This is a genomic window from Paenibacillus sp. FSL H8-0259 (assembly GCF_037963255.1).
Lineage (GTDB): Bacteria > Bacillota > Bacilli > Paenibacillales > Paenibacillaceae > Paenibacillus_AQ > Paenibacillus_AQ phytohabitans.
The window spans coordinates 3,490,667-3,509,588 of the sequence record NZ_CP150147.1 but is presented as its reverse complement, the minus strand read 5'-3'; the positions used below and the strand labels follow the sequence as shown (position 1 = coordinate 3,509,588).

The window sequence follows — 18,922 nt, the reverse complement described above, 5'->3', positions numbered from 1 at the left end:
TTTAGTTGCGGGAACGCTTTTTGGTTAGATCAGGCAAGGGCAGGCTCCGCTCTTTCAGCGGAACATTCCCCATAAGCGGATCAGGTGAAAGGTGTTGCCCGGATCAATCTTCTGGGCAATCACAAATTTAACAATTTGCTCTTCCTGCGAGGACGTCAGCTTCTCATTCATCACTGCAGAAGCGTTGCGCACCAGCCTGCGCACAACGGCAGTGTCCTGCAGCTCTTGCTTGGAAATTCCGTTGATCATATTCTTGATGCGTTCCTTAACCGCCGGATTCTTCATCTTCAGCTTAATGCGATCCACCAGCGCAGGACTGATTCCGAATTGCTGATAACCCAAGCATAGCACCTCCCGTCATATCCAATCATTCACAGTATATGAGGGCCGGTCTCCGCATGTGCCTAATCAGTCAATTAAATCTCCCTGGAATATTTGCTCCTGCTGCAAATACCCGCGCAGCGGAGCATAATCCGCCGATGTCCAGAACGCGGCATCCCGCAGCAGCTCTGCCGCGTCATCACGCGCCAGTTCCAGCGTCTCGAAATCAGCCGTCATATCCGCCAGCCGGAATTCCGGCAGCCCGCTCTGCTTCGTCCCGAAGAAATCCCCCGGTCCCCGCAGCTCCAGATCACGCCGGGACACCTCGAAGCCGTCATCCGTATCCGTCATCGCCGTCATCCGCTCTCTGCCAATTTCCGATTTGGGATCTGCCATCAGCACGCAGTAGGACGCATGTTCCCCTCTGCCGACCCGTCCGCGCAGCTGATGCAGCTGTGACAGGCCGAAGCGGTCGGCATCCATAATGATCATCAATGTGGCATTCGGTACATCCACACCCACCTCAACGACCGTAGTAGAGACTAACAGCTGCAGCTCATTGCTGTAGAAGGCGCGCATTACTTCATCCTTCTCTGCAGGCGTCATCCGCCCGTGAAGCAGCCCAACCTTATAGTTCGGGAAAGCCTGCGACATCTGAACATGCAGATCAATCGCATTCTGCACATCCAGCTTCTCCGACTCCTCAATAAGCGGGCAGATCAGATAGGCCTGCCGCCCCTGGTCGATCTCACGGCTGATCAGATTCAATACCCGCTCCATCAGATCAGGCTTCACCCAGTAGGTCGTAATCGGTACACGCCCTTTTGGCCGTTCGGACAGCGTAGACACATCCATATCGCCAAAAACAGTGATCGCCAGCGTACGCGGAATCGGGGTGGCCGTCATCGTCAGCACATCCGGGTTGTAGCCCTTGCGCCGCAGGACACTGCGCTGGTTCACCCCGAAACGGTGCTGCTCATCTGTGACTACAAGTCCCAGACTGCGGAAGAAGACATCATCCTGAATTAAGGCATGGGTTCCGACGACCACATCCAGCATTCCCAGCTGCAGAGAAGCCAGCAGATCCTTACGTTTGCGTCCGTTCACACTGCCGGTCAGCAGACCGACTGTAATGCCGAACGGTTCAAACATTCTGGTGAGCGAGCGTATATGCTGTTCGGCCAGAATCTCAGTCGGCACCATCAGTGCCCCCTGAAATCCCGATCTTACGGTCGCATACAGTGCAATAGCCGCCAGAACGGTTTTGCCGGAGCCTACATCCCCTTGCAGCAGCCTGTTCATACAGTACCCTGAGCGCATGTCATGCAGAATCTCCAGTTCCACATGCTTCTGGGCGTCCGTCAGTTCAAACGGCAGGCTCCGCACAAACTGGCGGACTGTGGCGTTATCCACTGTATGGACCACACCGTCCATTCTGCCGCGGTTCAGTACACGGAAGGCCTGTACCTTGAGCTGGAACAAGAATAGCTCCTCATAGACCATCCTGCGCCTTCCCTGCTGTCCTTCGCGTGTATCCTCCGGCTGGTGGATCGTAGCAATTGCCTTTTTACGCGACATGAAATCATACTTGCGCATAATACTGTGCGGGAGGATTTCCGGAATCAGCTCTCCATACTGCTGCAGGGCCTGGCCTATGACTTTGCGGATCCAGGATTGTGTGATCTTGCCGCCTACAGAGTACACCGGCTGCAAGGTTCCCGTCTTGCCTTCTCCCCGGTCCGGAAATTCATAATTGGTTACAGTAATCTGATTGCGTTTCTGGTCCCATTTCCCGGTTAATACTACTTCGCGGCCTACTGTCAGCTGCTCACGTGCATAATGCTGATTGAACCATGTTGCCGTGAACATCCACGGCTCGGCCACCATCTTGCAGCTCATACGTGATTTGCCCCCGAAGCGCTGCAGCACCGGAATGCCGATTACCTTAGCTACGACGGTTGCTTTATCGCCATGCTTAACTTCACTAAGAGACTTAGGCCGGAAATCCTCATAACGGAACGGGTAGTATTCCAGCAAATCCTTCACTGTAAAGACGCCAAAGGCGTGAAGCTCGCCTTGCTTTTGAGCGCTCACGCCAGTTATTTGTTTCACTTCAATTGATTCCAAAGCCAGCACCATGTTCATCCCCTATACTAGGCGGGCCAGATGAATACGGCTAAGGTCCCGTTGCCGACATGGCTGCCTACGACAGGTCCAATGTTGGTCAGTACCTTCTCTTCCAAGGTGAAATGCCCGGACAATTCCCTCAGGAATTCTTCGCCGGAAGCCGGTTCAGCCGTATGACCCACGGCCACATTGATTTTGTTCACACCCGGCAGATCCGCCTTGAACAGCTCGATCATGCGGGCAACTGCCTTCTTGCGGCCTCTAACCTTCTCTACCGCATAGATGATTCCTTCTGCATCGATCGACAGGATCGGCTTGATATTGAGCAGCGTACCCAGGATGGCGGACGCTTTGCCGATTCTGCCGCCCTTCTGGAGATATTCCAGCGTATCCACCAGGAAGTACAGCTTGCGCGACTTGCGCATACTCTCTACCTGCTCCAGAATTTCCTCCGGTGCCTTACCCTGCCCGGCCAATCTAGCGGCTTCCACTACCATGAACCCGAATCCGTAGGAAGCGGACAGGGAGTCAACCACGGTGACCGACTCCCCTTCCTCTTCCAGCATGGATTTGGCCAGGACAGCAGATTGATAGGTTCCGCTAAGTCCGGAGGAGATATGGAAGGACAGGATCGGACTGCCCGGATAACGTTCCTGAATGCTGCGGTACACGTTCATATATTCGACCGGCGACGGCTGTGAGGTGGTCGGCAACTGCGGCGAGCGGGGAAGACGCTCATAGAACTGCTCCGGAGTCATATCCAGATTATCCCGGAAAGCCTCTTCGCCGAACATCAGTGTCAGCGGAACGACTTCAATGCCGAACTGATCCGCCAAGGCTGGCGGGATATCGGAAGTGCTGTCGGTAACGATTACGGTACGATTCATGGATTTCCTCCCCATACTATGATTTAGCTGATCCACTCTGCTTGCTTAGGTCTAAGATGTCTATGGCTCCACTGAGAAAAGATAGTAATACAGCGGCTGGCCTCCATCATGAACTTCTACTTCAACCTGCGGGTACGTTTCTTCCAGCCATGTGCTGAGGGAATCCGTAACGTCTGCTTCGGCATCTGCACCTGTCAGCAGCGTCACAATCTCGTCACCGTTCACCAGCATGCTAGCCAGCAGCTGCTTGCTTACAGCAAGCAATTCATCGGCGGCAGCAACGATCTTGGAGTTCGAGATTCCGATATACTGCCCGGCTTTGATCTCCAGCTCTTCAATGACTGTATCCCGCACGGCATTGGTAACCTGTCCCGATTTGACCTGTGCAATTGCCTCCAGCATATTGCTTGTGTTGGCATCTACCGCTTCCTCTTCCTGGAAAGCAAAGGCGGCCGAGATTCCCTGGGGAATACTCTTGCTAGGGATAACCGTGATGTCACGTTCGCCTTCCAGCAGCTCCTTGGCCTGCTGCGCAGCCAGTACTATATTGGAGTTATTCGGCAAAATGTAGATATGCTTCGCTGAAATAGAAGATATCGCATTAACGAAATCCTCCGTGCTAGGATTCATCGTCTGGCCGCCGGCCAGGATGGCATCCACGCCAAGACTGCGGAAGATATCAGAGATTCCATCTCCCGAAGAGACTGCGATGAAGCCGTATGGCGCCAGATCATCCGCAGGAGGAACTGCAGGCGACTGTACGCTGGCCTTCTCTTCCGGAATATCGGCGAATACATCCGGCATTGGAGCAATATCCATTCCGGCTGTCAACAGATCGCGGTGCTGCTCACGCATGTTAAGAATGTGAATCTGTGTGATCTCACCATGCAGCAGCGCCAGGTTAAGCACCTCGCCGGGAGTCTTCGAGTGCACATGCACCTTGATGGTCTCATCATCCGAAATTACGATAATGGAGTCACCGTTAACTGACAACGCTTTCCGAAAAACTTCCTCATCAAAATCTGATTTCACAGATGCGTCAAGCTGGCGGTTGATGAAAAATTCCATATCATATAGAAATTCGATGTCTTCCGTAGAAAGCTGGGATTGGGCGGAAGACTGTACGGAGGACAATACGTTCTCAGGTTTAGTCAGTACTGCTGCAGGAATTGGTGCAGGAACTGAGGCTTGTCCTTGTACAGGTGTCTGTACAGCGGCTGATCCGCTGGTCAGATACTGGTGGAAACCTTCATAGATGTAGACCAGACCCTGACCGCCGGAATCCACAACACCGACCTGCTTGAGCACAGGCAGAAGTTCAGGTGTATTGGCTAGCGCTTCCTTGGCTTTGGCCAATACTTCGGTCATAAGCTCAGTAACATCCGTTGTACGGCGCGCATAATACACTGCATGTCTCGCAGCTTCCTTGGCGACGGTAAGAATCGTGCCTTCAACCGGTTTAACCACTGCTTTGTAGGCTGTATCAACGCCAGTCTGCAGTGCTGCAGCGAACTGCTGCGTGTTCAATTCTTCATATTGGGCTGCATAACGTCCAAGACCTCTGAATAACTGCGACAAAATAACGCCGGAGTTCCCCCGCGCGCCCATCAAGAGTCCTTTGGAGAGTACTCCTGCACATTGGCCTACAGAGGCAGTATTATTTTTCTTCAATTCATTCGCGCCAGCGGTCATCGTCAAATTCATGTTGGTTCCCGTGTCTCCATCCGGAACCGGAAAAACATTTAAAGAATTGACATGCTCCGCATGCTGCTGCAGCTTTTCCGCACCGGCGAGTACCATTGCGGTAAAATCTGTCCCGTTTATAGAACGCTTACTCAATGAGAATTCCCCTTCCTAACTTCATGCCTAATCAATTCTATGATTAACTGGACATAATGCACTAATTTATATTGTACTATAAGAGTCTAAAGAAATAAATGTTTTTGAATCGGTTGACGTAGCAAATTTTGCTGTGATATTATATTTAAGTATTGTTTTACGCAGGTGTAAGTAACAAGGAGGTGTAATCTATGTCCCGCAAATGTACAGTAACAGGCAAGAAACCGGGCAGCGGCAACCACGTGTCTCACGCAAACAACCGCAACCGTCGCTCTTGGGGAGTTAACGTTCAGAAGGTCCGTATCCTAGTGAACGGCAAACCGAAACGCGTGTACGTCAGCACCCGTGCTTTGAAAGCCGGTAAAGTTGAACGCGTTTAGTCTTGGATTATTCTAGGGCCTAGCGATATCTCATATCAAGTAGAAACGGACATGCCGTCCTTAAATAGACGGTATCCGTTTCAGCGAGAAATAGAAGGACACTTTATAGTGCAAAGCATATAAAGTCTTATATTTGAAGCAAAAAGCACCCTTTACATTCGTAAGGTGCTTTTTTTCATGTTTTCTGTTCTGCCTCGCTCAGCTCTTCTGAAAAGTGTTCAAAATCGCTTTAACAAAACCTCCCAAAAATCTTGGCAGCTTGAACGTGTAAAATTTCATGATTAACCCTCCCATCAATTCATGCCATGCAGTAGGAGACTATCCTGTCATGATGTGTATGCCAACGAACTGCAGACCTCCCTTATTGTACAAAAAAAGGCTACATGAGATTTCTGCTCATGTAACCATATTTATGCGGGTATAACTTGGCCTATACCTAAGCACTCGCGATTAAAGGACAGCACCATCCGCCGCCTCGCGGATCGCCCGGATTGCACCTGCGCGGTCACTGCGTCCAAAGACCGCATTGCCCGCTACCAATACATCAGCCCCTGCTTGAGCCACGAGAGGTGCTGTAGCTTCGGCAATTCCTCCGTCCACCTCAATACGCAGCCCCTTGTGATTGATCTCACCGGCCCATTCTCTAAGCTGTGTAATCTTATGCAGCGTACGCGGAATGAAGGCTTGTCCGCCAAACCCCGGATTCACTGTCATGACCAGCACCAGATCAACATCCTCGAGAACCTCACGCACAGCAGCTGCCGGAGTACCCGGATTAATCGCCACACCGGCCATCAGGCCGAGCTCCTTGATCTGATGAACCACCCGGTGCAGGTGTACACAAGCTTCTGCATGGACGGTAATTACAGCCGCCCCTGCGGCGGCAAAATCAGCAATATACCGTTCCGGATTCTCGATCATCAAATGAACATCAAGCGGCAGTGAAGTATGGGCTTTGACCGCTGCCACAATGGCAGGACCCAGGGTAATATTCGGCACAAAATGACCGTCCATCACATCTACATGAATCCAGTCTGCACCGCTGGCTTCGGCTTCCGTGACTTCTGCGCCAAGTGCGGCAAAATCTGCTGACAATATGGAAGGAGCAATAATAACCATGTGTTTAGTACCTCCGCTTTTTATCTTTCATTTCGTTGTAGAACAGCTTGTAATGCTCATAGCGGCTGTCCGCAATCTCTCCAGCCTGCAATGCTTCTATCACCTTGCAGCCCGGTTCGTGAAGATGGCTGCAGCCGCGGAATTTGCAATTCTCCGCATAGGAAGCGAACTCACGGAAGCATTCGGACAATTCATCCACACCCAGCTCCAGAAAGTCCAGCTGGCTGAACCCCGGTGTATCGGCTACGAAACCGCCATTCCCGATATCCATCAATTCAACGTGACGTGTCGTATGACGCCCGCGGCCAAGCCGCATGCTGATTTCACCTGTCTCCAGCTCAAGGCCCGGTACGAGGCGGTTCAGCAGGGTTGACTTCCCTACGCCGGACTGGCCTGAGAATACACTGATGATTCCGCCCAATCGCTTCCGCAGCTCATCGGCGCCTGATCCGTTTAGTGAGCTCGTAACCATTACTTCATAGCCAATTTGTTCATAGAGAGCTTTGACTGCTTCTGTAGCCTGGCCCTCATCATCCGCCAGATCCTGCTTGGTCAGTACAATCAGCGTGTCCAGTCCGGAATGCTCGATATGAACGAGGAATTTGTCCAGCAGGTTGAGGTTCATATCCGGTTCCCGTACAGAGAACAGCAGTACGGCCAGCTTCACGTTCGCTACCTGCGGACGGATCAGTTCAGAATCACGGGGGAGCAGTTCATCCACCATCCCCTCCCCGTTCTCGGTCAGCATATAGATAATCCGGTCACCTACCAGAGGAGCTATTCCTCTTTTCTTAAGTATTCCGCGTCCCCGGCATTGTACAGCCTGTTCCTCCGTTGCGATGAGTCCATCCTTAAGCGGCTTCACATAATAATATCCGCTCAGCGCTTTGATAATGATTCCTTCAGGCATACATATTAAGCCTTCCTCTCCTGATTTTGCGCAAATGACCCAAGATTATATCCCCGGGTCATTTCGCCGCTCCAGCTGTAATGGTGTTGCCACCGCCCCGCTGAAGCTTATCTCTTTTTATTTATTCTTGTCCTTGCCTTTGCCCTTGCCATTTCCAGGGGAAGCGGCAATCAGTTTATTATTGTTGTCTTTACCTGGTACGAAGCCCGTCTGATCACCTGCACCTGTCTCTTCGCCCTCTCCGGTGCCCGGCGGCAGAATCTCCGGTTCGATTGTCGGCTCAACAGGAGTCTCGGTCGGTGCAACGGTCGGCTCAGGTGTCTGTGTCTGAACCGGAGGCGGTTCAGGCGTCTGCACATTATTATTCTTGACATCCACGTAAGTTATAGGATAAGTCTCGAGGAAATCCCCGTCCCGGTATACGGATACCATCCCATCCTTGTTGGGAGCAAGCAACATGTTCACGGATAAGGTCTGACTTTTGCCAATTGTGCGTGTGCCCCACTCCTGGTTCTCGCCATTATTACGCGCATCTGCAAAGACAATGCGGATTTTGCTCTTCTGTCCGTCCACTGCTGGTGCAACCGGTACGTTAAAGGTATATTCCAGTGCTTCCGGAGGATAACCTGTACTGAGGTAAATGGTTATTTTCTCCCCGGGAGTAACCTGATCTCCTTCCTCATACGCCCATTGCTTCGTGACTTTGCCCTTCTCATACGTGAAGCTGGGCTCTTCCTTAATTTCATCCAGCACAAGGCCGGCTTTCTCAATCGCTGCCTTCGCTTCCTTCTCCGTCATTCCAAGGAGGCCCGGCATATTGGTGCTCTCTTTCCCTTTACTCACGATCAGCTTAACCGTTATAGTCTCAGGATCATACTCACTATTTGCCTCAGGCTCAGAGCTGATTACTTTGCCCTTCTCAAATTCCTCACTGAAACGTTCGTCCGGAGTGATTCTATCCTGTGCAATTCCCAGTGCAATTAGTTCCTTGACTGCATCATCATAGCTCATATTAGAAACATCCTTAAGCTTAGGCAGAACCTTGGCGGTACTTACCGTCAGAATAATATGCGTCCCTTCCTTGACCATCGTGTCAGTCTTGCTCTGTTTCCAGACGATATTTTCTGCAAAATTCGGGTTGTATGCCTGCACCGGCGGCTCTTCTGCGAACAAGCCTACCTCTTCAAGGGCAGCTTTGGCTTGCTCAAAAGAAATACCGGTAACAACCGGCACCGCCACTTCATCCACGGACAATTTGGAGTTGACATACCAGACGACCCCGCCCATGGCGATCAGCAGTATCAGGGTAAGACTGATCCACAGCGCCGCGCGGCCCGATTTGCGCTTGCCGGGTGGAGGAGGCGGAGCATCCTCCATACTGCGGACACGTTCCTCTCCCCCGCCGCCACGGCTGCCCAGCCCCCGCTGGAGCGGTTTGATTGCAGGAATTACCCGTGTTCTGTCCTCGTCCTCTTCGTCATCGAATAAGACCTTGGACTCGCTCCGCCGTTCTGGCAGCAGACAGGTCTCCAGATCCTGCAGCATTTGCTTGGCGGACTGATACCGTTCTTCCGGATTCTTGCGCATTGATCTCAGGATTACATTCTCCACGCTTTGCGGAATCAGCGGATTCAGCAGGCGCGGCTCCTCAAATTCCTCCTGCAGATGCTTCAGTGCTACACTAATCGGGCTTTCCCCCAGAAAAGGCAGCACCCCGGTAAGCATCTGATAGAGCACGATCCCCAGAGAATAGAGGTCGGACTTCTCTCCTGTGGTCACGCCTTTGGCATGCTCAGGCGAGAAATAATGTACGGAACCGACCACGGAACCCGTCTGGGTTATTGTAGTGGACGTAACCGCCCGGGCAATCCCGAAATCCGTTACTTTAACCCGGCCATTACGGCCGATCAGAATATTATGAGGTTTAATATCGCGGTGAATAATCTGGTTCAAATGCGCATGATCAAGTGCATCACAAATTTGTGATGCAATCCGCACGGACTCGTCAACCTGCAGCGGAGCCCGCTCTTTAATGATTTCGTTAAGATTCTTGCCTTCAATATATTCCATAACAATATAATGGACTTCATCTTCCTGGCCGACATCGTAAATGCTGACTACATTTGGATGAGATAACGATGCAGCTGATTGCGCCTCCCGCCGGAACCGGCGGATGAATTCCTCATCATGCACAAACTGGTTGCGCAATACTTTGATAGCAACATTCCGGTTGAGCAGAATGTCATGGGCTCTGTAGACAAGCGCCATGCCACCTCCACCGATCCGTTCGATGACTTGGTAGCGGCCGCCCAATTCGTGACCGATCATCTATCCCACTCCTTTGTCTCGGGCACTGCGGCCTCTCCTTGGTGTTCTAACATAGCAACGCTGATATTATCGTTGCCGCCGGCAAGCAAAGCCAGCTGAAGTAAACGATCCGCTCTTTCTTCCAGAGAAATCTCATGAATTCCGGCTACCTTGGCCATATGCTCGGGGCTGACGAAATTGCTGAGTCCGTCGCTGCACAGCAGCAGAAGCTCCCCAAGTGCAAGCGTAACAGAAGCCAGATCCGCAGACACCACGGCATCCGTCCCCAGAGCCCGGGTCAGCACATTTCGGCGCGGATGGCTGCCCAGCTCCTCCAGGCTGATCTGGCCGTTCTTGAACAGCTCATTGACCAGCGTATGGTCCTCGGTTAGTTGTATTGCAGCACCGTCCTGAATGAGATATGCCCTGCTGTCTCCGATATGGCCGATGTATCCCGCTGACCCTTTCAGTAGAGCAGCTACGATGGTAGTCCCCATGTTGTGGTATTTCTCATCGCTTTGAGCCTCTTTGTGGACCGTGTGATTGGCTTCCAATATGGCGGCTGACAGTGCCTCCTTCAGCTCTGCCTCCGGAAGATCAGGCTGCAGCTGGTCCAGAATGTTCCTGACCGTCTCCAGCGCAATCCTGCTCGCGGTATCGCCAGCCAAATGTCCCCCCATCCCGTCGGCTATAATGCCGAGGGTATAACCGTGGCGCGTAGCGCCGATCCAGACCGAATCCTCATTGACGGTACGTACCCGGCCAATGTCGCTGGCTTGAACTGTTCTGATCAAATATCCTCACCCCAACTCCATATGTTTGGCACGCAGCTGACCGCATGCGGCCGCAATATCATGGCCTTGCTCACGGCGGATCGTAACGTTCACGCCATGATCGGCCAGTATACGCTGAAATTCAAAGATATCATTGCGGGAAGTCCGTACATACTTGCGCTCAGGCACATGGTTAACCGGAATCAGGTTCACATGGCAGAGCATGGTCTTAAGCACACCCGCTAATTCCTCGGCATGCTCGGGCTGATCGTTCACGCCGCCGATCAAGGCATATTCGAAGCTGATCCGGCGGCCTGTCTTGGCCTGATAATAGCGCAATGACTCGATTACATCATCAAAAGGATAGCGGCGGTTAACCGGCATCAGCTTGGAACGGAGCGTATCATTAGGCGCATGAATCGAGATCGCCAGATTGATCTGCGTATCCTCATCAGCAAACTTGTAAATATTCGGCACAATCCCGCTGGTCGATACTGTAATATGGCGCTGGCCAATATTCAGACCCTTCTCATGGATCATGAGGCGCAGGAATCTCATGGTTGCGTCGTAGTTCTCGAAAGGTTCGCCGGTGCCCATGATAACAATGCTGCTGACGCGTTCGCCGCGGGCATCAAGAATCTGCTGGGAACGCACTACCTGGGCTACAATTTCCCCTGCGGTCAAATCGCGCTTCAGACCTCCAAGCGTAGACGCGCAGAAGGTACAGCCGATCCGGCAGCCAACCTGGGTAGTTACACATACGCTGTTGCCGTAATTGTGCTTCATAATAACTGTCTCAATCGCATGATCATCATGCAGACCGAACAGGAATTTCACAGTACCGTCTTTGGATTCCAGCTTCGTAATTTCAGTCAGAGCCGAAATACTGAATTGTTCCACCAGCTTGCCGCGCAGTGCCTTGGAGAGATTGCTCATGGATTCAAAATCATTGACCCGCTTCACATACAGCCAGTCAAAAATCTGTCCGCCGCGAAAAGCCGGCTCTCCGTTATCCTTGGCCCACTGCTGCAACTCTTCTAAAGAAAAATCATATATTAAAGGTTTCATTGTTATTAGCACCTGTTCTTTCGTAAATTATATGCGTATTATTTCTCATTCTTCCTATTTTAACACAAATTCCAGAGCCGGTAAAAGAAAAGCCCGCCGCGCAAAACCTCTGCGGGGCGGGAAGCTGTAATTCCATGCAGAAATCACTATATTACGAGAGTCGCTTCAGCCGGGCAATATAGAATCCGTCGCTTCCGAAATGATGGGGAAGCAGCTGTATTCCATCGCCTGCGGCAATTGCGGTTCCCTCAAGCCGTTCCCAGACGGCGGTCTTGAAGCTGACCGGAGCGAACCCGGGATTATGCTCCAGGAAATCCCTGACAATCCGGCTGTTCTCCGCCTGCTCGGTAGTGCAGGTGCTGTAGACCAGCACACCGCCAGGCTTCAGGAGCCCGGCGACCGACTGCAGCAGTTCATGCTGCAGCGCAGCTACGCTGTCCACATCTCCGGGCTGCTTCCGCCACTTCAGATCCGGCTTGCGCCGGATCACCCCAAGCCCCGAGCAAGGGGCATCCAGCAGAATCCGGTCGAAGGATTCCGGTTGAAGAGCAGCACCCAGCTGCAGTGCGTCGCCGCTTAAGGTAGCAATGCATTCCAGACCCAGACGGGCCGCCTGATCTGCGATAAGCTTCGCCTTATGCTCATGCAGATCATTGGCCAGTATAGATCCTTCGTCCTTCATCATCTCGCCCATATGCGCGCTTTTGCCTCCGGGAGCGGCGCAGCAGTCCAGCACCTTCATCCCTGCTACAGGGTCTACAACTTCAGCCACCAGCATGGAGCTTTCATCCTGCACTGAGAGATATCCGTCCCTGTACCAGGAAGTCAGAGCCATATTGCCGCCGCCCTTGACAATCAGCCCGAAGGGGCTAACCTTCGATTCAGAGGCCTCAAGACCCGCTTCGAGCATCTCGGCCAGCAGCGCCTCACGGCTGATCATAGTTGTATTGACGCGGACACTGACCGCAGGCGCTTCGTTATTCGCAGCACACATGGCCTCCGCCGTGTCTGTGCCATATTCCGCAGACCAGCGCTGCACCATCCAGAGCGGATGGGAATGAACAATAGAGATCCGCTCTTCCCTGCTGAGCCCCTCCGGCAACACCGGCAGTTCCCCGGCCCGCAGCACGCTGCGAAGCACGCCGTTAACCATGCCGGAGATACCCTGATGGCCGTGTTTCTTGGCTATATTCACAGCCTCATTAACGGCTGCATGCGAAGGAACCCGGTCCAGATACATAATCTGGTACAGGCTCAGACGCAGCAGATTACGCACCCAAGGCTGAAGCTTAGCTACTCCCTTGCTCACAAAACCCTCCAGAACATAATCCAGAGTAATCATCCGTGAGATCGTGCCATACACCAGCTCCGTAGCCAGTCCGGTATCTTCACGGCTGAGAGCGCCTTTCTGCAGGCTGCTGCCGAGCAGCAGATTGCTGTAGGCCCCCTGCTGCTCTACGCGGACAAGAACATCAAGCGCAACCTCGCGTGCAGAAGCTGCCGCCGGCGGTTTGCCGCCCGGCTTCATCTTGCCTGCTCCTCTGGCTTGACCACCCGGAGCTGAGCTCCCGGAAGCCGCTGACCCGTTGCCGCCAGTGGGATTACGCGGTCCGCCGCCTTTGCCGCCCGCGCTCACCCCAGCACCGTGCCGGGCTTAAGACTTGCGCCGCGGCTGAAATCTGCCGCACTCATCGCTTTTTTGCCGGCAGGCTGTACGGTTGTCAGCAGGAGAATCCCGTCGCCGGTCTTCACTTCAACCCCTAGTTCACTTACAGACAGCACTGTACCCGGAGCAGCATTGCCGCCGGCGGAACTGCCGTTATCCGGCTTCGCCGCCGCCCATACCTTGAAGGTCTCGTCATTCCATAGGGTGAAGGCACCCGAGAATGGTACCAGCCCGCGGATACGGTTATAGGTTGCCAGTGACCCGGCTGTCCAGTCGATCCGTTCATCTTCGCGGCTGAGATTTGGCGCATAAGTTGCTTCGCTGTCATTCTGCACCGTCGCCTCTACACGTCCAGCCGCGAGGCGCGGCATTTCCGCCTTCAGTAAATCACGTCCGGCAATGCTCAGCTTCCCGAACATGGTGCCTGAGGTATCCTCGTCTTCAATCGGCACCTCTACCCGCGAGATCATATCTCCGGTATCCAGTCCTTCCGCCATATACATCAGCGTCACACCCGTTACCTTCTCACCGTTAATGATGCAGCGCTGGATCGGGGCGCCTCCGCGGTATTTCGGCAGCAGTGAGCCATGGACATTCACACATCCGTTCTTCGGCAGCTCCAGCACACTCTTCGGCAGAATCTGCCCGTAAGCCGCTGTAACAATCAGATCCGGCTCATAGGCAGCCAGTTCAGCTACCGCCTCCGGGCGCCGCATCCGTTCCGGCTGAAGAACCGGCAAGCCCAGTTCAAGTGCAGCCTCTTTCACAGGTGAAGGGGCAAGCGTCTTCTTGCGGCCTTGCGGACGGTCCGGCTGGGTAACCACAGCGACTACCTCATAGCCCTCCTCCAGCAGCATCCGCAGGGAGGGTACCGCAAAAGCCGGCGTTCCCATGAACACTATCTTCATTTCATTCACTCCTCAGTTTCACTGCGTTCAGCTGTATACTCATATACCTTCTCGGCGATATCCGTGAACAGCACACCGTTCAGGTGATCGATTTCATGCTGAAATGCCCGTGCAAGCAATCCGCTTCCGGTAATTGTAACTTCGTTGCCTTCACGGTCCAGACCGCGTACGGTTACTGTCTCTGCACGGCGTACATCGCCGTTCAGGCCGGGGATACTCAGGCAGCCTTCAGGTCCGAACTGCTCCCCGTCCATGCTGACAATCTCAGGGTTAATCAGCTTGATCAATCCATGCTCTTCATCGGCATCGATTACGATTAGACGCTTTAGAATTCCAACCTGCGGAGCTGCGAGACCAACACCTTCCGCGTCATACATCGTATCTGCCATATCGTCGAGCAGTTTTTGCACATTCGGGGTTACGGTTGTTACGGTCTTAGCTTTCTTGTGTAATACTTCATCCGGTTCTTTCACGATCAGCCTGATTGCCATTACAAAAACACCATCCTTGTTCTGAACATGTCTATAGTATATAAAATGAAATCATTCTTTCATTTCATAGTAAAACACCTTACCCATTGTAACACGCCGGGAGATTACATCAACATCTGCGGGTCCACATCAATGCTGATCTGCAGTCCTTTGTCACGGACAGAGTCCTCCAGCTCCTCGGCCACCTGACGGGCCAGTCCGATCGCATCAATCGCACCGCGCCATTTAATAATACACTGGAATCTGTAACGGCCTTTGAGCCGCGGCAAGGGTGACGCTACCGGACCCAGCAGATCCAGTGCATCCGAGGAGAGCTTGTCCAGACTGCCATACCAGCGCAGCTGCCTTGCTTTGCCCTGGATATTCAGGGCATAATTCTCCGCCAGCTTCAGCAGCAGCGGCAGCTGCTCATGCGACAGCGTAACCAGAATCAGCCGGCAATACGGCGGATAATGCAGCTCCTTGCGGTGCTTCAGTTCATCCCGTACGAACGATCTGTAATCATGTCCGCTGGCATGGATGATCGAATAATGCTCCGGTGTATAAGACTGCACAACCACTTCGCCGGGCAGCTGATGTCTGCCCGCTCTTCCGGCAACCTGTGTGAGCAGCTGGAAGGTCTTCTCGGCCGCCCGGAAATCCGGCAGGTTCAGCGCCGAGTCCGCAGTGATGACACCGACCAGGGTAACATCGGGGAAGTCTAGCCCTTTAGCCACCATCTGCGTTCCCAGCAGTACATCGGCCTTCTTATCCCTGAACTGGTTGAGCAGCTTCTCATGTGAACCCTTCTCTGTGGTTGTATCTACATCCATGCGGATGACGCGGATACCGGGAAACAGCTTGCCCAGCTCCTCTTCAACCCGCTGGGTTCCTGTCCCGAAGAAGCGGATATGCTCGCTGCCGCATTCGGGACACAGCTTAGGTGCCGGCTCGGCATGGCCGCAGTAATGGCAGCGCAGATTGTCACTGCGGCTATGATAGGTCAGCGAGATATCGCATTCTGGACAACCGGCGACATATCCGCAGCTCCGGCACATGACGAAGGTAGAGAACCCTCTGCGGTTCAAGAGAAGTACCGTCTGCTCCCCGCGTTCCAGCCTGCTCACCAGCGCAGCATGCAGCCTGCGGCTGAACATCGAGCGGTTGCCTTCCTTCAGCTCGTCGCGCATGTCGACCACTGCCACCTTGGGCAGCTCGTTGCCGAGTGCGCGGCTAGGCATCTCCAGCAGGATAGGCGAGAAATGAATATCGCTCTGTGATCTGGCTGCGTGATAGCTCTCCAGTGAAGGCGTAGCCGAGCCCAGAATCACTACTGCCCCGCCCTGTTCAGCCCGGCGGACCGCGACATCACGGGCATGGTATTTCGGATTTTCTTCCTGCTTATAGGAGCCTTCATGCTCTTCATCCATGATAATGAGGCCCAGATTAGCAAACGGAGCAAACACAGCCGAGCGTGCGCCGACAGCAACCATCGCTTTGCCCTCACGGATCTTGCGCCATTCGTCGTAGCGTTCGCCGACAGACAGCCGGCTGTGCATTACCGCCACCCCGCTGCCGAACCGGCCTTTGAACCGTTCAACCATCTGTGGAGTCAGGGCAATTTCCGGCACCAGCACTACAGCCTGACGCCCTTGCTCCACACAGCGCTGAATGCACTGCAGATAAATCTCCGTCTTCCCGCTGCCCGTTACCCCGTGCAATAAGAAGACTTCATGCGTTTGCTGCTCTACAGTTCCCACAATCCGCTTATAGACAACCTCTTGCTCCGCTGTCAGCGGCAAGGGTGTGCTCGGCTTGAAATCGCGTCCCTGATAGGGGTCGCGGTATACTTCAATTTCACTAATCTCAATATACCCTTTGTCCTCCAGAGCCTTCACCGTGCCGGCCGTAACCTGAAGAACCGACAGCACATCCTTGAGCGGCATGGGAAGTGTTGCCTCCATATCGATCAGGAAGGACAGCACTTCCTTCTGGCGCGCCGAACGCGCCGGGAAGCCGGACAGGGATTCGCGTGCTGCGGAGAGGCCTATGGCCAAATCAACCGCCTTTAGCTTCTTCTTGCCCATCTTATCCTTGATCGACTGGCTCTCCGCCAGCACACCGCGCCGCACCATGAACTTTACAGTCTCAGCAGCCTCCGGGAAGGTGCGGGTCAGCAGCTTCATGGATACTTCCCCGTGGCGTCTGACGAAGTCAGTAATCTCCTGCTCTTCGTTGTCAGTCTCCAGGAAAAGCGGAAACAGCTCATCTCCGGGAGTATGGGCTGCTGCCTCTGCATCACCCAGCGAGATCAGCCGCTCGGCTTTGCCCTTCAGGGCAGTCGGAAGCATAGCCTGCAGTGCGGAGATCCGTCTGCAGGCATATCTTTGGCTCATCCAGTCGCCCAGCTCTACCAGCTCCGGCGACAGCGGAGGCAGCAGATCGAGCACTTCCACAATCGGCTTCATTCTTGATACACTGCCGGTCTCTCCCGACTCCAGGGATACAACAAAGCCCTGAACGGTCCGGGGTCCAAACGGAACCGCCACTCTGCTGCCAACTTCAATCCAAAGCTTCAGTGAATCGGGAATCAAATAATCAAACGGCCGGTCGGTGCTGCGCACAGGAACATCGACAATGACCTTGGCAATATCCATTATAACAAGGCTCCGGCAACACGCTCAGCGGCGAGCTGCAGCACCCGGCGCGCCACCTCATCCTTGGAAGCTAAGGGAAGATCCAGTACCAGGCCGTCTGCATCATAGACTGACACAATGTTGGTATCGGTGCCGAATCCGGCACCTTCCACTGCAACATCGTTGGCTACGATCAGGTCAAGATTCTTGCGAACCAGCTTGTCTTTGGCGTAATATTCCGCATTTCCGGTTTCGGCGGCAAACCCGATCAGGAACTGCTTATCCTTCATTTTGCCGAGACTCTCCAGAATATCGGTAGTCTTCACCAGTTCAAGGGTCATGGTGTCACCGCTCTTTTTGATCTTGGACTCCGCGCTGTGTCTCGGGCGGTAATCTGCGACAGCTGCCGCTTTAATGAGGATGTCGCAATCGGCCCAGCGTTCCGCGACCGCTTCATACATATCCTGCGCCGATTCCACGCGGACCAGCCGGATATCGGCATCGCGCGGCGGCGCTTCATCCGTACGCGCGGCGATCAAGGTAACCTCTGCCCCCATGGCGCGTGCTGCCCGTGCCAGCGCGAAGCCCATTTTTCCGGAGGAATCATTGGAAATGTAACGGACAGGATCGATACGTTCTACCGTACCGCCAGCGGTAACAACTACCTTTTTACCAGCGAGCGGCCCGGATTTCTTGTCGTTCTGCAGCGCAAAGAAGTTCTCCACAACCTTCACGATCGCTTCCGGCTCTTCCAGCCGCCCTTTGCCCACGTAACCGCAGGCCAGCAGTCCTTCGCCCGGTTCAATAAAGTGTACCCCCCGGTTGTAGAGTGTATCGATATTGCTCAATACCGCCGGATGCTGATACATATGAACATTCATCGCAGGGGCTACCATTACAGGAGCTGTAGCGGCAAGCAGTGTAGTAGACAGCATATCATCTGCCAGTCCATGCGCCATTTTGGCAATAATATTCGCGGTAGCCGGTGCGATCAGGACCAGATCGGCCGAATCCGCCAGATCAATATGTGAGATGGAGGACGGGTCGCGTTCCTGAAAAGTATCGCTGTATACCCGTTGCTTCGACAATGACTGCAGTGTCAACTCCGTAATGAACTGCTTGGCCGACGCTGTCATGATGACATGAACCTCGGCGCCTTGCTGGGTAAGCTTGCTGGTCAGGGCCGCCGCCTTATAGGCAGCAATGCCTCCTGTAATTCCGAGTATAATCGACTTTCCTTGTAAACTCTTCAAACTGATCTCCCCCCTGTACCTCAATCTGTGCCCATTGTATATGCCGCTATGAAAAGAAGAAATGAAAATCTTCATATTTACGTCAAAAGGAAGCTGTATAGATTTCATTTAGTTTTTTGAATAAAGGAACTAAATTCCCTTATAAATAGAGAAAAAAATAACAACCTTCCGGTTGTCAGGAACAGCCCGGTGCGGGCTATTATCTATTTCATTGTGCAGCTTAACTGGCTTAACTCAAGAAGAAACGGCTGCGCCATC

The 18,922-nt window shown here is 53.4% G+C and carries 16 protein-coding genes; 1 reads left to right on the top strand and 15 read right to left on the bottom strand.

Going from position 1 to position 18,922, the window contains the following annotated elements:
• Positions 1 to 54: 54 nt before the first annotated feature.
• From NSU01_RS14735 to NSU01_RS14720, 4 genes are all read right to left on the bottom strand, one after another.
• The gene (locus NSU01_RS14735) at positions 55 to 342 is read right to left on the bottom strand and encodes a stage VI sporulation protein F (RefSeq protein WP_039298036.1); all 288 of its coding nucleotides are present in this window, start codon (positions 340 to 342) and stop codon (positions 55 to 57) included.
• A 66-nt stretch (positions 343 to 408) separates the two neighbouring features.
• The gene (recG, locus tag NSU01_RS14730) at positions 409 to 2,460 is read right to left on the bottom strand and encodes an ATP-dependent DNA helicase RecG (protein WP_076245456.1); all 2,052 of its coding nucleotides are present in this window, start codon (positions 2,458 to 2,460) and stop codon (positions 409 to 411) included.
• A 14-nt stretch (positions 2,461 to 2,474) separates the two neighbouring features.
• Positions 2,475 to 3,335: a DegV family protein gene (locus tag NSU01_RS14725; protein ID WP_042136608.1), complete on the bottom strand. Its 861-nt coding sequence runs from the start codon at positions 3,333 to 3,335 to the stop codon at positions 2,475 to 2,477.
• Between the two features lie 60 nt (positions 3,336 to 3,395).
• Positions 3,396 to 5,174, bottom strand: a complete 1,779-nt coding sequence (locus tag NSU01_RS14720; RefSeq protein ID WP_076245453.1) for a DAK2 domain-containing protein — start codon at positions 5,172 to 5,174, stop codon at positions 3,396 to 3,398.
• Positions 5,175 to 5,365: 191 nt separating this feature from the next.
• Between NSU01_RS14720 and rpmB the strand changes: the two genes are divergently transcribed.
• Positions 5,366 to 5,554 (top strand): 50S ribosomal protein L28, encoded by a 189-nt coding sequence (gene rpmB, locus NSU01_RS14715; protein ID WP_019911441.1) that lies wholly within the window; start codon positions 5,366 to 5,368, stop codon positions 5,552 to 5,554.
• A 198-nt stretch (positions 5,555 to 5,752) separates the two neighbouring features.
• Here the strand turns inward: rpmB and spoVM are convergent, their stop codons facing one another.
• From spoVM to coaBC, 11 genes are all read right to left on the bottom strand, one after another.
• On the bottom strand, positions 5,753 to 5,833 hold the full coding sequence (gene spoVM / locus NSU01_RS14710; RefSeq protein WP_020431362.1) for a stage V sporulation protein SpoVM: 81 nt from the start codon (positions 5,831 to 5,833) through the stop codon (positions 5,753 to 5,755).
• Between the two features lie 171 nt (positions 5,834 to 6,004).
• A complete protein-coding gene (gene rpe / locus NSU01_RS14705) occupies positions 6,005 to 6,673 on the bottom strand; it encodes a ribulose-phosphate 3-epimerase (RefSeq protein WP_042136604.1) in 669 nt (222 codons plus the stop codon).
• Between the two features lie 4 nt (positions 6,674 to 6,677).
• Positions 6,678 to 7,583 (bottom strand): ribosome small subunit-dependent GTPase A, encoded by a 906-nt coding sequence (gene rsgA, locus NSU01_RS14700; RefSeq protein ID WP_042136602.1) that lies wholly within the window; start codon positions 7,581 to 7,583, stop codon positions 6,678 to 6,680.
• 117 nt (positions 7,584 to 7,700) lie between these two features.
• On the bottom strand, positions 7,701 to 9,911 hold the full coding sequence (pknB, locus tag NSU01_RS14695; protein WP_042136600.1) for a Stk1 family PASTA domain-containing Ser/Thr kinase: 2,211 nt from the start codon (positions 9,909 to 9,911) through the stop codon (positions 7,701 to 7,703).
• The gene (locus NSU01_RS14690) at positions 9,908 to 10,684 is read right to left on the bottom strand and encodes a Stp1/IreP family PP2C-type Ser/Thr phosphatase (RefSeq protein WP_039298018.1); all 777 of its coding nucleotides are present in this window, start codon (positions 10,682 to 10,684) and stop codon (positions 9,908 to 9,910) included. Before NSU01_RS14690 ends, pknB begins: the two co-directional genes overlap by 4 nt.
• A 6-nt stretch (positions 10,685 to 10,690) precedes the next feature.
• Positions 10,691 to 11,731: a 23S rRNA (adenine(2503)-C(2))-methyltransferase RlmN gene (rlmN, locus tag NSU01_RS14685; protein WP_042136599.1), complete on the bottom strand. Its 1,041-nt coding sequence runs from the start codon at positions 11,729 to 11,731 to the stop codon at positions 10,691 to 10,693.
• A gap of 151 nt (positions 11,732 to 11,882) precedes the next feature.
• Positions 11,883 to 13,259 carry a 16S rRNA (cytosine(967)-C(5))-methyltransferase RsmB gene (rsmB, locus tag NSU01_RS14680; RefSeq protein ID WP_076245450.1) on the bottom strand — a complete coding sequence of 459 codons (1,377 nt, stop codon included), beginning with the start codon at positions 13,257 to 13,259 and terminating at the stop codon, positions 11,883 to 11,885.
• A 104-nt stretch (positions 13,260 to 13,363) separates the two neighbouring features.
• The gene (gene fmt / locus NSU01_RS14675) at positions 13,364 to 14,305 is read right to left on the bottom strand and encodes a methionyl-tRNA formyltransferase (RefSeq protein WP_076245448.1); all 942 of its coding nucleotides are present in this window, start codon (positions 14,303 to 14,305) and stop codon (positions 13,364 to 13,366) included.
• 5 nt (positions 14,306 to 14,310) lie between these two features.
• Entirely contained in the window at positions 14,311 to 14,796 is a 486-nt protein-coding gene (gene def / locus NSU01_RS14670; RefSeq protein ID WP_042136593.1) for a peptide deformylase, read from the bottom strand.
• Between the two features lie 104 nt (positions 14,797 to 14,900).
• A complete protein-coding gene (priA, locus tag NSU01_RS14665; protein ID WP_076245446.1) occupies positions 14,901 to 17,432 on the bottom strand; it encodes a primosomal protein N' in 2,532 nt (843 codons plus the stop codon).
• Positions 17,432 to 18,664, bottom strand: coding sequence for a bifunctional phosphopantothenoylcysteine decarboxylase/phosphopantothenate--cysteine ligase CoaBC (gene coaBC, locus NSU01_RS14660; protein WP_076245444.1), 1,233 nt, complete (start codon positions 18,662 to 18,664; stop codon positions 17,432 to 17,434). Before coaBC ends, priA begins: the two co-directional genes overlap by 1 nt.
• Positions 18,665 to 18,922: the final 258 nt, after the last annotated feature.

Coding starts and splice junctions, on each gene's coding strand:
- recG (WP_076245456.1), bottom strand. CDS start 2,460: ATGGTGCTGGCTTTGGAATCAATTGAAGTGAAACAAATAACTGGCGTG.
- NSU01_RS14725 (WP_042136608.1), bottom strand. CDS start 3,335: ATGAATCGTACCGTAATCGTTACCGACAGCACTTCCGATATCCCGCCA.
- rpmB (WP_019911441.1), top strand. CDS start 5,366: ATGTCCCGCAAATGTACAGTAACAGGCAAGAAACCGGGCAGCGGCAAC.
- spoVM (WP_020431362.1), bottom strand. CDS start 5,833: ATGAAATTTTACACGTTCAAGCTGCCAAGATTTTTGGGAGGTTTTGTT.
- rpe (WP_042136604.1), bottom strand. CDS start 6,673: ATGGTTATTATTGCTCCTTCCATATTGTCAGCAGATTTTGCCGCACTT.
- rsgA (WP_042136602.1), bottom strand. CDS start 7,583: ATGCCTGAAGGAATCATTATCAAAGCGCTGAGCGGATATTATTATGTG.
- pknB (WP_042136600.1), bottom strand. CDS start 9,911: ATGATCGGTCACGAATTGGGCGGCCGCTACCAAGTCATCGAACGGATC.
- rlmN (WP_042136599.1), bottom strand. CDS start 11,731: ATGAAACCTTTAATATATGATTTTTCTTTAGAAGAGTTGCAGCAGTGG.
- rsmB (WP_076245450.1), bottom strand. CDS start 13,259: ATGAAGCCGGGCGGCAAACCGCCGGCGGCAGCTTCTGCACGCGAGGTT.
- fmt (WP_076245448.1), bottom strand. CDS start 14,305: ATGAAGATAGTGTTCATGGGAACGCCGGCTTTTGCGGTACCCTCCCTG.
- def (WP_042136593.1), bottom strand. CDS start 14,796: ATGGCAATCAGGCTGATCGTGAAAGAACCGGATGAAGTATTACACAAG.
- priA (WP_076245446.1), bottom strand. CDS start 17,432: ATGGATATTGCCAAGGTCATTGTCGATGTTCCTGTGCGCAGCACCGAC.